Consider the following 14,978-nt stretch of genomic DNA (forward strand, 5'->3'; position numbering starts at 1 on the left):
ATTTATATAAGTAAGAAGAACCAGCAGACTCTGCTGGTTCTTCTTTTTTTGAATGCCAAGCTTGGGCGCACATAGAGAATAGACAAAAAGACCGTCCTAAGGACGGTCTTTTTTCTTACTACAGTAGGTTTACTATTTAGTTTGCAGCAGATTCATAATGATGGTTACTGCCTCTGCTCTTGTTGCGGTCTCATTTGGTGCAAATACATTGCCGTTACGTCCGCTCACAATGCCTGATTTCTTCACGGCTGCAACCGCATCCTTTGCCCATGCAGGAATTTGGCTATCATCAGCAAAGCCTGTTGATGCCGCCGTTGTTAAATCTACCCCTGCTGCTCTAGCGATCATAACTGCTAGCTCCGAACGTGTTATGCTCGCTGCCGGACGGAAGGTAACATCCTCATAGCCGCGTATAATCTTCGCCTCTAAGGCTTGTGCAATGGACTTCTCAGCCCAAGCAGGGATTGTATCTGTGAAGCCCAATTCCACACCGTTTCCAGTTGGCTTCAGCGCATTCATCAGCATCACCGCAAATTCAGCGCGTGTCACCGCACCATTCGGTTTGAACGTTCCGTCGGCATAACCCTTGACGATCCCTTCGCTCACCGCTTTCTTAATATTAGCCTGTGCCCAATGTCCCGAGATATCGCTAAATTGAACCTCTGTCGTCGGTTCAGTAGATACATTGGTTACCGGTAATCCAGTCGCTTGATCCACTACGAGTACAGCAAACTTCGTAAAGTGATCCACATCTGCAGCAATGCGATTTCCATCTATTTTGCCGTCATTAACTTTCACCCAGCTCTTCTTCACTTCATCATAATAAAAGATCGCTACAGTTTGGCCGCTCTTCACTTGTCCTGAATCGAACACAAAGGTTAGCGCGACTGGTTTACTAAAGTTCTCCGCGAAATTTTTTAGAACTTCATAGATCGGGCTTACGAAAATCTCATGATTGCTGAGAAGATTCTGCGAATCAAGCACTTTCTCAATCGTTAATACCAACTGCTTGCCTGAAGCATTAGCTGGAATTGAAATCACAAGCCCATTATCCAATCTGACTTCACCCGCTTGACCTGCAGGAAGCGTCAGTTTCCCATTGGAGGAGATAACCGGAAGTACGACATTAGAGGTACTACCACCATCATTACCACCGTTTCCATTACCATCAGAACCGTTATCTTGCGCAGCTCTCGTTATTGTTGCTGTGTATCTCGTACCTGTGCCATCTTGGGCAATTACGAATAACTCCAATCGGTTACTACCTACTTCAAGGGGAAGCTCTATGCTTGTTGCCCCACTTGCCAAACTTATCGGACCGGCCACAAGTGTATTGGCACTATTGTACATACTCACTGTCAAGGTACCATAAACAGCATCGCTGGCCGTTGCCGTCACTGTGAAGTTAGATAAAGAATACGGTACACTCGCTGTATAGTCGTATACACTTCCGCTCACTGTTTGATCCAATGTTATGCCGCTCAAATTCAAGCTATTCAAGCTTGCACTAGAACTTAATGTTGTAAACGTAATCTCTTGTCCATAGCTTACTCCGGTTGCATTCACTGCATAGGCACGTACATGATAGATAGATCCAGATTGAAGTCCTGCAAGACTTACTGAAAAGGCACCTGTTCCACCTGATTCAGCTATAACTTTACCATCCTCAATTGTCGGATTGGCACTAGTAGAATATACGATTCCTCGCTCTGTAACCTTAGCGCCACCGTCCGAAGTGATATTTCCTCCAACCGTAGCTGTCATAGAAGTGATATTTTGTACTTCTGCATCCGTATCAACAATAGCAGGTTCCTCAATACCTTTGACAAAGCTTAGATAGAAATCATCAATCGATCCCCATGCGCCGCCGTCTGCTTTGATATTAGCTCCGATTGTAAGGGTTCCATCGGTAACGAGAATATCCTGGATCTCAGGATTATTCCACTGTGCCCATCCTTTCACACCGGTGTTTACTTTTACTTCCTTACCATCCGTTACAGCAAACAGATTCATATTGGGGTTGGCAGCATCTCCCCCTTGAATAAACATCGAAAGATTATAATATCCCGGCTTCAGACCAGAAATAGTCTGCTCTACTCTAAAATCCACTGCTTTCGCAGAGTAGAAATGTAGTGAATAGTTGCCTGTTTTGGCATCTGTAACTTTATTTTGGTAGTCTGTATGTGGAGCATTAACGTCAGCATAGGTGATTTTCCACATGCTTCTATCGCTATTTTCAAAGCCTGCGTTGACGATAAAGTTCTCTTTTTTAATAACTAGAAGAGCCTTTACCACCTGACCGCCTTCCACCGTTCCACCGATCACATAGCTGCCCGCGCCCTTGCTAATGGCTTGCTCAAGCGCAAGTTGATCCCAAACCACTGACATCTTGCCGGAACTTCCATCATTGTAAGTAACACTTACGTCTGTTGGCAGATGGATTGGCTCCCCAGCAATCGCCGTTATCGAAACATCCTTAATTTCATCTACAGCAATAGGGGCCACTGCGCCTGTATTCACATATTTGAACACATTCAGCGAGGCAAGCGGATGTCCGTTAAAATCAAACAAAGCCTGGTTATCAACGGCACTTCCGCCATACCATTCCCCTGCATCATCAGGGTCATATTCCTTCGCGTAGCTGGATGCCCAACCGGAACCATACTGTTCCCAAATCAACTTATTCTGCTCCAGATTGTCTTTCGGACCTACCGGAAGCCAAGCAGGCTCCCAATAAAACACGCCAATTCCCGCTTTACCCACATTCGCAACCGCTTCGATCACGTCTCTAACTGAGTTAGCCTGACCTTGAACGCTGATAGGGTAGTTTAAAGTTTGACCTGAGCTTTGCGGCGCTGTATTTCCGTGTCCATCCCCGTCTTCTGCGGTATACGCGTAAGAGGTTTCGGCTACCATTACTTTTTTACCATAAGTATCAGCTACTTGCTTCAACACGGATGTCAAATTGCTTAATGTACCATGCCAGAATGGATAATAAGAACTTGCAAACACATCATAGTCCACATTGTTATCTTGCAAATTCTTCGCTATAGTGGCATATCTGCTTGCTGACTCCGGATTTGTAAAATGCAGAGCAACCAGAATATCAGGATTGATCTCCCGAATGGCTTTGCTTCCCTCATTAAACAATTGGCTCATCTTCGTCCAATTAGATTCACCAACGAATTGTCCATTCGTTTCATTGCCTACTTGAACCATACCAATATCAATACCTGCATCAAGCAGAGCTTGCAGACTTACTTTGGTATATTCGTAAAGCGCTGTCTTCTTATCTTCAAAACTCAAATTTGCCCATGCCTTAGGCGTATGCTGCTTGGCCGGATCGGCCCAAAAGTCAGAATAATGAAAATCCACTAGCAACTTCATGCCGTTTGCGGTCGCCCTTTTCCCAATTTCAATCGCGGTGGCCAGATCATTATTGCCACCACCATAACCTTTTCCAGCTGTATCAAAAGGATCATTCCATATCCGTACCCGAACGTAATTAACCCCCGCTTCATGTACGGTTGTAAAAATATCCTGCACTTCTCCGTTTTCATTGTAAAACTCGACTCCGCTATTCTCTAAAGAAATAATACTGGAGATATCCACGCCCTTAATAAAATCAGGCTGGAGTCCTTCCACCTTCTTTACAAAAATATCCGCCGGCACCGGCTGGGTCGTATCCGTACTCAACTGTTTCAACTCAAAGCTGTCCAGAAATCCATATGCGCTTGGAGCGCCGCTTATGTTCGCACCAACCTCAAGACTCGGGGTATCCTGCTTCAAGATAAATTTCAGGGTGAGCGTTCCCCAAGCATTATAGCCAGTGGTAGCAACAGCGGATGCCTTCTCGTCACCCGCAAACAATTCAACATTCCCCGTCTCATTGTCAGTACCGCCCATCGACTTGACTGAGAGCTCATAACTTCCCGCAGGGAGGTTCGTTATAGTCTGCTTAAGCGAGATGGTCTGGTTTCCAGTAGCGACTTTGTTAATCCAATATTTGAAAGCATGAGCTCCTTCATCTGGATTTAGCCAAGTATCATCGGCATATGCAAAATGCTTAATTTCTACATGATTCCAATCTGCCGTATCGACACTCCATGATCCATCATCCCAGAAATTGTCCTCGAAACCGCCATTTACTATTAAAGAACTGTTCGAATCTGCAGCCAAAGCACTCCTCATGTTGAATGAGAATGAACTTAGCAGCAACAACACTGCTAAAAATGCAGAGATACCCTTTTGATTAACTCTCACGTTCTGATCACCTTCCATTCTAAATTTTCAGATGCATATGTGTGCGTCCCAAGTTATGTAAGCACTTACAAATCAATATACCAATAGTTAAAATATTTAGTAACGGATGAAAAGATAACATTTTGTATGCTTAAGCAAGCTTTATAGGCTTTAATCTTCGTTTTCCATTATTCTGGAATAGATGATATTAAATAGATTTCAGATTTTTTTATCCAAATATAACTTTTTGTATGCCTTCTCCATCTAATCATACAGAGGGCCCTCAAGGAGGAAAAATCATTTGCTGGAAAACGAACTGGATATCAAAAAAGCGCAGAAAGGCGACCACGAGGCGTTTACCCGTCTTTTCAGGCAACTGGAATCCCAGTTGTACAGATTAGCCAAAACCATTCTGCTAAAAGATGAAGATTGCGCGGATGCTCTTCAGGAGACGACACTGAAGGTGTATAAAGGGTTGGCCAACCTTAAACAGCCTAAGTTTTTTAAAACCTGGGTTATACGCATCCTGATTAATGAATGCAATCAGTTACTTCGTATGCGAGAGCGAACTATAGCTGTGGCGGAAATTCCCGAAGAACCGGTCGATTCCTATGTGCATTTTGAAGATTCAGGCAACGTAGACCTGCAAAGCTTCATTAATCAGTTGGACGAATCCCTGCGGCTTGCTATCGTGCTTTTTTATTATGACGATTTATCCATTAAGCAGATTGCAGATGTGCTCGACATCTCCGAAGGAGCGGTCAGGGCACGACTTCATCGCGCACGGAGATTGTTGTCCAAACAGATACATCCTGTGCGGGAGGAGGGTCTTGCTAATGAATAATAACAATTTAGAAAAGCAGATCAGGGAGCTAGGAAAGGCTAATATACAGGAGCTTCCACCTTTACTGCGGTCGCGGCAGGATTCGATTTATGCATCACTCGCCACAATTGTCCAGGATCCTGTGGAAAAGGAAAAGAAAAAACGGATATATCCAAAAATCGCAGCTGCTGTATCTGCAGCGATAGTGCTAAGTGTTATGCTAACGGCCGTCTATCCGCCAACGTTGGCCAATGCACTCAAGCAGCTTCCATGGATAGGCGGAATTTTTGAACGGGCAGATGATATAGGATTGCAAGCTGCTCAGCGTCTGGGTCTGATTACCCGACCGAATAGTAGTGATACGCATGATGGAATCACCTTGTCTGCCGAAGAGGCTGTATTTGATGGCAACCGATTGGCATTCTCAGTGAAGCGCGAGGGAGAAGGGCTGGACGGGAAGCTCACCGGCGTGACGATTGGAGCGGATGGGAAGCCTTTTCTAGGCAAAGGTTCAATAATGTCCGCAGAAGTTTTGATCGATGGGGTTTCAATGGAGGAATTCTCAGATGGTCATTGGGAAGCTGTTCCTTTTCTAACCTGGATGGAAGGCAAGGAGCAGAGTACAGCTATTTTTCAACTGGTGGATTCTTCGAATTTGGGGATCACCAAGCCTTTCCCTGATCAATTTGAACTGACTGTAACCCTTCTTTTAAACGGTATAGATACACCATACATTCTGGAGATTCCTGCACGTAAGGTTACAGAAAATAGTATTGTCGTACCTGATATGCGCGCACAAGCAGAGGGATGGAGTCTGACGCTGCAAAAGCTGGAATATAGCCCATTAACCACGCGCCTGTTACTCAACATTGAACAAGAGACTGACGGGGATTACGCAGATTTTAATACATTGGGCTTTGAAGTGACGGATGAACAGGGACTGGTATTGGAAAATATATCGCAAAAAGCACTCCTTTCATCCAATAGATCACAGGATCTGAATCTGCTTGTAGAGCCGTTCGAGAAACATCCCAATATGCTCACAATCCGTGGCTATCTTTATGAGTTCGAGGATCCAAAAAGTAAGAGTGGCGCATTCAAAACAGACAGCTCCGGAAATCCTGTGAAGCATTATATCGATGGTCTGGAAATAAACGTGCTAGTTAAATAAACACTAAGGAGAATGATATCATGAAGAAAATGACAACGAAATTGTCTGTAATTTTAAGTGCTGCTGTATGCCTTGGAGCGTTGGGAATGCCGGCTTTAACCCAAGCAGCCAGTGTTCAAACCGCCGCTGAAGCTTCCCTGAATACAACAAAAGTCGCCGATTCACACGATCAGCTTACTTTAAAGGGCAGTGCACAGTTTGACGGTAATTATATTAAGATCGATCTGAGCCGTGAGGGATCCCTGTTCTCAGGAATGCTCGCAGGTGTAACCTTGAACGATAAAGGTGAGCCTTACCTTGCAGAAGGAACCATTATGGCAGTAGACGCCAAGCTCACTAATTCAGGTGGAATTGATTTTAAATCACCACGCTGGATCAGTGATGGTGACGCCAACAAGGCGGTTGTTGTATTGCAGACCGGATGGCTAACTGAGCAGCAAAAGGCAAGCCTGGCTTCCTCTGAATTGAGCATCCATGTGAAGCTTAACGGAATCGAAGATCCGTATGTACTAAAGTTTTCTCTTAAGCAAGCAGGAGTAGCGCGTAACATTCAGCTACCAGCTTTAAAGAAAGACAACCAATTTGAAATCAAAACTAATCGTGTTGCTGTGGGAGAGACTTCTGTGCGCATTGCTTTAGCAGTTAAAGGGGTTGCTACCCAAGCACAGGCTTTAGGATATGATATTTATGATAATCTGGGAAACGAATTAGAATATATTGCACGGGAATCTGTTGCAACAACCCATAATACTGTTTCTGAAGATTTATTGTTCGAGGCGCTTCGCCCGGCCGCAGAATATCTCATTATCAGACCTTATCAAGCGGTGTTTGAAAAAGGCACTGCAGGGGCTTATAAAGTAGATGCCAAAGGTAATGTAGTTAAAAATTACAACAAGCAACTAGAGATCAAAATTCCTCTGAAATAATAAACGCTGCAACAGATCCATATGTATGAGGAAAAGGGGATTACCTGTTGGCCGTGAGGCCTGAGGTAATCCCCTTTTTCATGGATGAAGCGTAATTTTACAACTAATCATCCATAGACAAATCCAGTGTATTCCCTTTACTAATGAAGACCTTGTAATTAGCAATTTTGTCGTTCAGCATCTTCTCTGTCTCTGTTAAATGTCTGATTTGATCCTGAACTGAGCTTCTATGATTTTCCAGAAGATTCAAGCGGGCTTGGCTTGTATGTTCTCCTTCTAAATATAACTGGGCATATTGCCGGATTTGTGAGATGGGCATTTGGGTTTGTTTCAACCTCAGTACAAATCGCAGCCAAGCAAGATGAGTATCATCATATACCCTTTCTCCATTCGCATTGCGTATCGGAGCAACGATCCCTTCTTTTTCATAATATCTCAGTGTATATGTGGTTATCTCCAATAACTTGGATACCTCGCTAATCGTGTACATGCAAATCCTCTAATCTATTTTATTTTGAAAGTCACCCTGATTATAAAAAACATTTGCCTTAGAGTAAACTCTAACCTATATAATCAAATCGCTGTAAGATCGAATTACATTCTCGTAGAAAAAATAGGAGGAACTCACATGAAGTACACTGTAATTACCGGCGCTAGTTCAGGGATAGGTTATGAAACTGCCCTAGCTTTTGCTTCTCGTGGAAAAAACTTAATCCTTGTGGCCCGCAGAAAGGAACAGCTAGAGGAATTACAGTCTAAAATCGCTGGTATTCATCCTAATGTAGAGGTTGTCATTCAAACGATTGACTTATCCGTTATCGAGAATGCTTATACATTGTATGAAAGCCTGCAAGGATATTCCATCGAAACCTGGATCAACAATGCCGGATTTGGGAACTTTGCTTCAGTGGCCGAGCAAGATTTAAATAAAATAACTACAATGCTACATCTGAACATAGAAGCGTTGACTATACTCTCCTCTTTATTCGTTCGAGACTACTCCACTATTGAAGGCACGCAATTAATTAACGTTTCATCTGGTGGCGGTTATACGATTGTGGGCAATGCTATAACGTACTGTGCGAGCAAGTTTTATGTAAGTGCATTTACTGAAGGACTATCTCATGAGTTGAAGAGTCAAGGTGCACCTATGCAGGTTAAAGTGTTGGCACCTGCCGCAACAGAAACAGAATTCGCGAAACGTGCTTTCGATATCACGAATTTCGAATATCACGGCGCTGTGCGGAAATTCCATACCGCGAAGGAAATGGCTGGCTTCATGCTTGATCTGTATGACAGCAATCATGTGGTGGGACTTGTGAATGGTTTGACGTACGAGTTTGAGTTGAGAGATGCTATTTTTAATTATGTGGAGAGTACGCGATAGGCTTGTCTCGAAAGTTAAACAAATATGGCCATCCTTCAACGGATGGTCATGCACACTAACCAAGATATTGACACTTCCATTTGAAAATCTCATCAACAGCTTGATGAGATCCACCGGATGTTCGAAAGGAATCTTTAGTCGTTGCAACAGCTTTTTGGAATGACGGAAGGGTGAGCACACGCTCTACAGCTTCACGCAGTTCAGTTGCAGTTAATCCTTGCATTTGTAATTTAATGCCCGCTCCAATATTGACGACTTGCTCCGCAATGATCGGCTGATCCGCACTTAGTGGGATTACAATTAGCGGAACCCCATAGTAGAGACCCTCATGCGCACTATTCATTCCACCATGTGTAATGAATATTTTTGTGTACTGTAATATATCCGTCTGTGGAACATAGTTTTTAACTATGAAGTTGGGAGGAATTTCTCCCAAATCATAGATTTGCACTTTGTTCCCAATGGACATAACAATCGTATAATCCGTATTCCCGAATGCCTCAAAACAAAGCTTATAGAAATCACTTGCTTGGTTGAAGACCGTACCCATTGAAATGTAAATTAGGTCCTTTCCCTTAATTGCAGAAAAATCAAAATGATCTGGCGTTAATCGTGAAGAGATGGAAGGACCAACGAATTTATACGATGGGTCGAAGGCTTCTCCATAAGGTTGAAACTCCCTTGTCGTATACACGATTGTAAGTGGTGCAGGCTTACAGAACACTTCGTAAGGAGAGTGAATCTGCACACCATATTGTTCCTTTATTTTTATGGTCAGACTTTGAAATCTATCGTCTACAGCTTTTACTATTTCTGCAGGGGCTTCTGTGTAGAATCGTTCCATGACTTGATCAAATGATTCCTTTGTCTGTGCAAAAGAAGTACAAGAGTTGATTGCAGGAAGATTAAGAATTTGAGCCAGTAAACGTCCACAACCAAACATCGAATCATGGATGATGTAATCGAAATGCTCCCCCTTAATCTGTTCAAGAACGCTTGGTATAACGATATCCGCCGTAAGTAAAAGCCCATTGACTCTTTCAAGCAGATAATCTCTCCCACCTGAAATAAAGGCTTTTATAAATTGTTGAGCGTCCAATGTCCGTACTATAGCACCTGTCTCCTCCATACGCTCCCGAAAAGCTTCTATAGTGAAGTACACTACCTCTTCTCCACGAGAAATGAGCTCCTGTACAACGCCAATCGTTGGATTGATATGTCCCTCTGATCCAGCATTAATAAATAAGACACGTGCCATGCCTACCACTCCTCAGTTATGACCTAAGTTACGATGTATGTAGCTCCCTCTTTTGTCCTTTTCAATGAACCATTATACGTTTATCTAAGAACCGACTTCTACTTATCAAAATCCCCATCCGATATTCCGATCCTAATTTTACCTAATTTTTCTATAATAACGAAATCATAGTTAGCAAAAAATGGAGAGTGATGAAAACATGGACCGGATTCTGATCGTCGATGATGAACCCGACATTCGCGAGCTTATTCGCTTACATCTGGAACGCGCCGGATGGGACATCGCCGAAGCGGGGTCTGGGCGGCAGGCGATCTTACAGCTACAAGCGCAGCCTTTCTCACTGATCGTTCTGGACATCATGATGGACGACGGTAACGGTTTCGAAGTTCTACGCTACTTGCGGGAACATCGTCCGGAAACGCTGGTCATTGCGCTTAGTGCGAGAAGAGAAGTGGAAGACAGAATCGACGCACTTGGACTGGGAGCCGACGATTACATGACCAAGCCTTTCAGTCCAATGGAGCTGCTGGCGCGGATACAGGCCCACTTCCGCAGGCACCATCCTGAGACCTCCAACCGGCCCCATGTGATTCAATTGAATAAACTTATTCTGGATATCGACAATTATGTACTACATAATGATGGGCAACAACATGGACTGACTCCAGTCGAATGCCATCTACTGCAAGTGTTCATGCTCAATCCTGATCGCGTACTAACAAAAGGAGAAATCTACAAACAAGTCTGGCAGCATGAAAACTATGACGCCAACAACCTCAGCGTCTTCATCAGCCGCATCCGAAAAATACTTGAAAGCGCATCCGGGTCCCAATCTAATCTTCATACCATTCGCGGCATCGGCTACCGCCTCTCAGGTGACGGACGATGAAGAGACGAACTAAGCTATGGCTGATGATGCTATCCAGTGCCGCAGGAAGCATTGTCTTGTTTATTACGATTACCCTAATGACCGGGAAGACTTGGACCCCGGGATATGATCTGAAGACGTTAAACGCCATCGCACAAGAAGCACTTACGGCTATAGAACGGCAAGACGCCTACTCGGGACCAGAGGTTCAACCCATTCTGGAAGAAGTACTACGCCCGCATTCCAAGATCCGCCTAGAGTGGCTGGCTGAGGACGGTTCGACGCTGTATGATTCCGCCGGCGAGAATAATTCCTACGACTTCCGCAAATTAGCCGACCGTGTTGACCATATGCCAAATAATCTTTGGGGTGAAAATACTCCGATCACTCTTACTTATTCCGTTGCCCATGATCATCGATCCTATTACATGTTATTGAGTTTATCCAGCGAAGACATGACATCTGGACAAATATATTTTTTTCTCCGAACGTATAAAGCTTTACTAACATTTATTTTACCTCTGTTACTGGCGTTGTTGCTTCCCTATCTCCTTTCCTTATGGTTCTTCTCTTCCACCGATCGTCGCATTACAAAACTGAACAACGCGCTGAACCAAGTCGGAATCCGAAGCGATGTCATCGTGCTGGAAGATACGTCGAGGGACGAGATCGCTCAGCTGACCCAACACTACAATTCAATGGCAATGCGTATCCAGAGCCAGTCTGCCCAAATTGAACAGTTAGAACATCGGCGAAGACTGCTCTTATCGGACCTGTCCCACGATTTGCGAACGCCGTTAACTATGATTTTGGGTTATGCCGAGATGATCCGTACCGGTGCGTACAAGAATGAGAACGAGCTTCAGTCCGGGGCCAAAATCATCCTGCAGCGTTCTCGCTACATGGATAAGCTGCTTGATCAGTTACTCGACATTACCCGTCAAGAAGAGCATTTACTTCGGCTTCAGCTTGCTCCGCATAACCTGTCGGAATTAATGCGAAAGATCGCAGCCGATTACCTCTTATTCCTGGACGATAAGAACATCGTGTTGGAGGCAGACATCCAAGATACGGATATCGAGGTTATGATCGACGCACCGCTGATCGAACGTGCTTTGCGCAACTTGCTGGACAATGCCGTTCGTTACGGTGAAGAAGGACACTATCTGGGAATTGGATTGACGGAGGAACAAGAGGAAGTGGTTCTCACGGTCAAAAACCGGGGTAAAGGGATCGCACGAGAGGATCGCGAGCGTATCTTCGAGCGTTTCTACCGCGCTGACGGTGGAAGAAAAGGCGAGGGACTTGGCATCGGGCTCTCGATCGTCAAGGAAATCGCGGAATTGCACCATGGCAGCGTGCGTTTGCTGGACGAAGCCGTGACGGAAACCATTTTTCAGATTAGAATTCCTAAGAAGTCTCCTAGTGAACATGAAAATTAACGTTGATCAAAGCTACGTTTTTCTGCGTACTTCTACGAATAAATAGAAGGAGGCGACGAGAGCGCCCAATGTTCCGCAAATCATATCCATCATCGTGTCGGTCAAACTACCATTTTGCGAATGAAGCTCAAAGAGATGATCCACCGTAAACTCATAAATCTCCCACATTCCAGCCATTGCAACAGCAAACAGGAACGCGAACCAAATGATGATGTTGGAAGGCAGACCGCCCAGCCCTTTACGCTTAGCCATCTTGATCAAGATGAATCGTCCTACGAAGAATAAAATAATTCCAGACAGCAGATGTTCAATCTTATCTAAATAAGGGATGACACCATACAAATTGAATAAATTGGCGAGCATCATCGTGATTGTGATAAAGACCAGCACCGAAAATTGAAGTGCGGGAGGCAGTTCGCTGTTGGTCCTTGTGATTAAGCCCTTAAAGAGTAACAGGACTAGAATGATAAGGGCCGCTTGAAATGTTTTATCATCATTTCCATTCAGGCCAAAATAAACAATTGATACTCCGCAAATGAGGTAGAGAATCATTTCAAAAAAATAATTGAACCTATGGTTTCTAGAAGTTTCTTGCATAGCAGTTCCTTTCTGACTAGACATGTTTAATTAATTATCACCCGTTCAAAGCCACCCCATACGACAATCATATCATTAGTTATAAAAAGACTCCCGTGACATTCCCTTAAGCGGAAATACACGGGAGCCTTGAGCGATCCAATCAGCCCTTACATCGCTTTTTCAGCCAAATCGTTAACTAAATTTCTCATCCACTTCCGGGAGTAAATCCGGGCGTAGCCGAAGCCAAAACGGACAACCTCCTCAAGTGATATGACGAGATATACAAGGTAGACTGGCTGCTTCCAGACGTATGACAGCAACAGTCCGGAGGGGACACCTATCAGCCATGTCGCGGTCGATTCCATGCTGAACACGAACTTGCTGTCTCCCCCACTGTTTAGAATGCCGCCTGCTATAATCATATTGGAAACTTTGGCCCAAAGAAATCCAGCGAATACGATAACGATATATATGCTCATCTGTTTAGCATCCTCGGAGATATTGAATGCGGAGACATACAGCTTCGAGCCTGCCGCAATGATAACCCCGACAATTAGAGAGATGATAATGCCAAGACGAATGAACTTTTTCGCATGATCGAGTGCGATATCCGTTTCGTTCGCGCCCAAACGGTTGCCAACCAAAACCCCAGCTGCACTAGCCAGACCGGACAATAAGCCGATGCAAAGCCCTTGCAATGGGAAGGTAATGGTCATCGCCGTCATCTCCATCGTCCCCATGCGGCTATAGATGATCGCATATGCCGTTTCACCCAATACCCAGATCAATTCAGTCAGCAGCAGCGGATACGTCGTTCCAAAAAACTTGCGGATGAGCGGTTTAGGAATGATGAACAAGTTCTTTAACCCAACAGCGCCTGGTAAACGATATCGGTACACGGCACCAATGATCAACAAACATTCTATTACCCTGGAAATAAGGGTTGCAATAGCTGCGCCCTTCAGACCAAGCGCTGGAGCGCCGAAGTTCCCGTAAATAAGTACGTAATTCAGTATAATATTCAACACAACAGCAATTAAGCTTACATACATCGGCCATTTGGCATGGCCCGTACTACGCAAAATGGCGGAATACATCATCGTGAGCATGACAGGTACAAAGCCGATCGACATGATCTGCAGAAAAATATACCCATTATCTATTACATTCGCATCTGTCGTGAACATGCTCAGGAAAAGCGGCGAATCGATGAAGACAGCCGCAGAAAATAAGAACGAGAACGCGAAGCCGACGATCAGTCCAAGGCCCAGCACCTGGGAGACGCTTTTGGAATCTTTGTTCCCCCAAAACTGGGCTGCATAAATAGACACACCCGTCGATAGACCAGCCAAGACAACCGCGATGATCCCATATATTTTGGTGGACATTCCCACCGAGGCAATCGCCACATCTCCAAGCTGCCCGACCATCAACTGATCCGTCAAATTGAGCAATGCCATCAGTAAGCTTTGAAGCGTAACAGGTACAGCGATTTTATACACACTTTTGTAGAAGTTCTCTTTCTCTGACATGGATCATTCACAACCCCCATATTCTCGATTTTACCGCGTCCATAGCCATTCGCAGTCTATGACTGCGTGTGAGGTTATATCACTTTTTTGTAGCGCATGAGCGTATAATTATCTTTTGGCTGAATTTCTACAACCTTGAACTTTTTCGCAAAGCACAATTGCTGATATCCGTCTCCATCCACTAAAGTAATGTTCGTGGAACCCCCTATGATGATCGGAAGCTGCATCAGAATAATTTCATCGACGATGTCCTGATCGAAGATATGCCAGTTCAAAAAGCCGCCGCCCTCGACCATCAAGCTGGTAATCCCGAAGTTGTCTTCCAACTGACGTTCAAGCTCCACGAAATCGACTTTATCCTCACCGCAGATGAGGCACTCCTTCCCTCTTTCCCGGATCTGCTTGATTTTATATTCATCCCGTCCTTTCTCGGTTGTGACAATAATCGTCCTCCCCTCATCCGAGAGCACATTGCTATCCAGCGGAATATCCAAGGTGGACGTCGGAATGATCCGGATTGGATTTTTGTTCTCCTCATACCGATTAGTAAGAAAGGGATTGTCCGTAAGAATTGTATTTTTGCCGACCATAATGCCCTGCACATTCCCCCGGAATAGATGAATGAATTCCATATCCTCACTGGAAAACAAAGAAAAAAGCTCCTTACTCGAATTACCAGCTCCCATAGTGAGCTTACCGTCAATCGAAATTTGGCTGAATATCGTTGTTTTCATTTGTCTTCTCCCCGTC

The 14,978-nt window shown here is 44.5% G+C and carries 12 protein-coding genes and 2 pseudogenes; 8 read left to right on the plus strand and 6 right to left on the minus strand.

Annotated features, from left to right (window positions below):
- Window positions 1-132 precede the first annotated feature (132 nt).
- A complete protein-coding gene (locus NST34_RS31550; protein ID WP_341129623.1) occupies window positions 133-4,191 on the minus strand; it encodes a glycosyl hydrolase 53 family protein in 4,059 nt (1,352 codons plus the stop codon).
- Between the two features lie 352 nt (window positions 4,192-4,543).
- On the opposite strand from NST34_RS31550, the gene NST34_RS31555 reads away from it, so the two are divergent.
- The 3 genes from NST34_RS31555 to NST34_RS31565 are packed head-to-tail and all read left to right on the plus strand — an operon-like array spanning window position 4,544 to window position 7,162.
- A complete protein-coding gene (locus NST34_RS31555) occupies window positions 4,544-5,086 on the plus strand; it encodes a sigma-70 family RNA polymerase sigma factor (RefSeq protein WP_231573368.1) in 543 nt (180 codons plus the stop codon).
- Window positions 5,079-6,236 (plus strand): DUF4179 domain-containing protein, encoded by a 1,158-nt coding sequence (locus NST34_RS31560; protein ID WP_076285020.1) that lies wholly within the window; start codon window positions 5,079-5,081, stop codon window positions 6,234-6,236. Before NST34_RS31555 ends, NST34_RS31560 begins: the two co-directional genes overlap by 8 nt.
- Before the next feature lie 20 nt (window positions 6,237-6,256).
- The gene (locus NST34_RS31565; RefSeq protein WP_076285021.1) at window positions 6,257-7,162 is read left to right on the plus strand and encodes a DUF5643 domain-containing protein; all 906 of its coding nucleotides are present in this window, start codon (window positions 6,257-6,259) and stop codon (window positions 7,160-7,162) included.
- A gap of 103 nt (window positions 7,163-7,265) precedes the next feature.
- Here NST34_RS31565 and NST34_RS31570 read toward each other — a convergent pair whose 3' ends face one another.
- Window positions 7,266-7,652, minus strand: a complete 387-nt coding sequence (locus NST34_RS31570; protein WP_341129468.1) for a MerR family transcriptional regulator — start codon at window positions 7,650-7,652, stop codon at window positions 7,266-7,268.
- 138 nt (window positions 7,653-7,790) lie between these two features.
- Here NST34_RS31570 and NST34_RS31575 point away from each other — a divergent pair, with 138 nt between their 5' ends.
- On the plus strand, window positions 7,791-8,549 hold the full coding sequence (locus NST34_RS31575) for an SDR family NAD(P)-dependent oxidoreductase (RefSeq protein ID WP_076298076.1): 759 nt from the start codon (window positions 7,791-7,793) through the stop codon (window positions 8,547-8,549).
- A 55-nt stretch (window positions 8,550-8,604) separates the two neighbouring features.
- On the opposite strand, the gene NST34_RS31580 is transcribed toward NST34_RS31575, so the two are convergent.
- Window positions 8,605-9,807 carry a macrolide family glycosyltransferase gene (locus NST34_RS31580; RefSeq protein WP_341129469.1) on the minus strand — a complete coding sequence of 401 codons (1,203 nt, stop codon included), beginning with the start codon at window positions 9,805-9,807 and terminating at the stop codon, window positions 8,605-8,607.
- Window positions 9,808-10,006: 199 nt separating this feature from the next.
- On the opposite strand from NST34_RS31580, the pseudogene NST34_RS32215 reads away from it, so the two are divergent.
- The 4 genes and pseudogenes from NST34_RS32215 to NST34_RS31590 form a co-directional block, all read left to right on the plus strand.
- Window positions 10,007-10,288: pseudogene (locus NST34_RS32215) on the plus strand (response regulator); the annotation flags it as partial.
- Window positions 10,265-10,364, plus strand: a pseudogene (locus tag NST34_RS32220) (DNA-binding response regulator); the annotation flags it as partial. The pseudogenes NST34_RS32215 and NST34_RS32220, both read left to right, overlap by 24 nt.
- Window positions 10,365-10,393: 29 nt before the next feature.
- On the plus strand, window positions 10,394-10,696 hold the full coding sequence (locus tag NST34_RS32225) for a winged helix-turn-helix domain-containing protein (protein WP_445667704.1): 303 nt from the start codon (window positions 10,394-10,396) through the stop codon (window positions 10,694-10,696).
- Window positions 10,693-12,117, plus strand: a complete 1,425-nt coding sequence (locus tag NST34_RS31590) for a HAMP domain-containing sensor histidine kinase (protein WP_341059135.1) — start codon at window positions 10,693-10,695, stop codon at window positions 12,115-12,117. The genes NST34_RS32225 and NST34_RS31590 overlap by 4 nt, the downstream gene beginning before the upstream one ends.
- 12 nt (window positions 12,118-12,129) lie before the next feature.
- On the opposite strand, the gene NST34_RS31595 is transcribed toward NST34_RS31590, so the two are convergent.
- The 3 genes from NST34_RS31595 to NST34_RS31605 all read right to left on the minus strand — a co-directional run bounded on the left by NST34_RS31595 (window position 12,130) and on the right by NST34_RS31605 (window position 14,962).
- Window positions 12,130-12,738: a hypothetical protein gene (locus NST34_RS31595; protein ID WP_076285027.1), complete on the minus strand. Its 609-nt coding sequence runs from the start codon at window positions 12,736-12,738 to the stop codon at window positions 12,130-12,132.
- Between the two features lie 125 nt (window positions 12,739-12,863).
- The gene (locus NST34_RS31600) at window positions 12,864-14,228 is read right to left on the minus strand and encodes an MATE family efflux transporter (protein WP_076298081.1); all 1,365 of its coding nucleotides are present in this window, start codon (window positions 14,226-14,228) and stop codon (window positions 12,864-12,866) included.
- A gap of 74 nt (window positions 14,229-14,302) precedes the next feature.
- On the minus strand, window positions 14,303-14,962 hold the full coding sequence (locus tag NST34_RS31605) for a dihydrofolate reductase family protein (RefSeq protein WP_076285029.1): 660 nt from the start codon (window positions 14,960-14,962) through the stop codon (window positions 14,303-14,305).
- Window positions 14,963-14,978: the final 16 nt, after the last annotated feature.

Source organism: Paenibacillus sp. FSL H7-0714, from assembly GCF_038003765.1.
In the GTDB taxonomy this organism is placed as follows: Bacteria; Bacillota; Bacilli; order Paenibacillales; family Paenibacillaceae; genus Paenibacillus_AQ.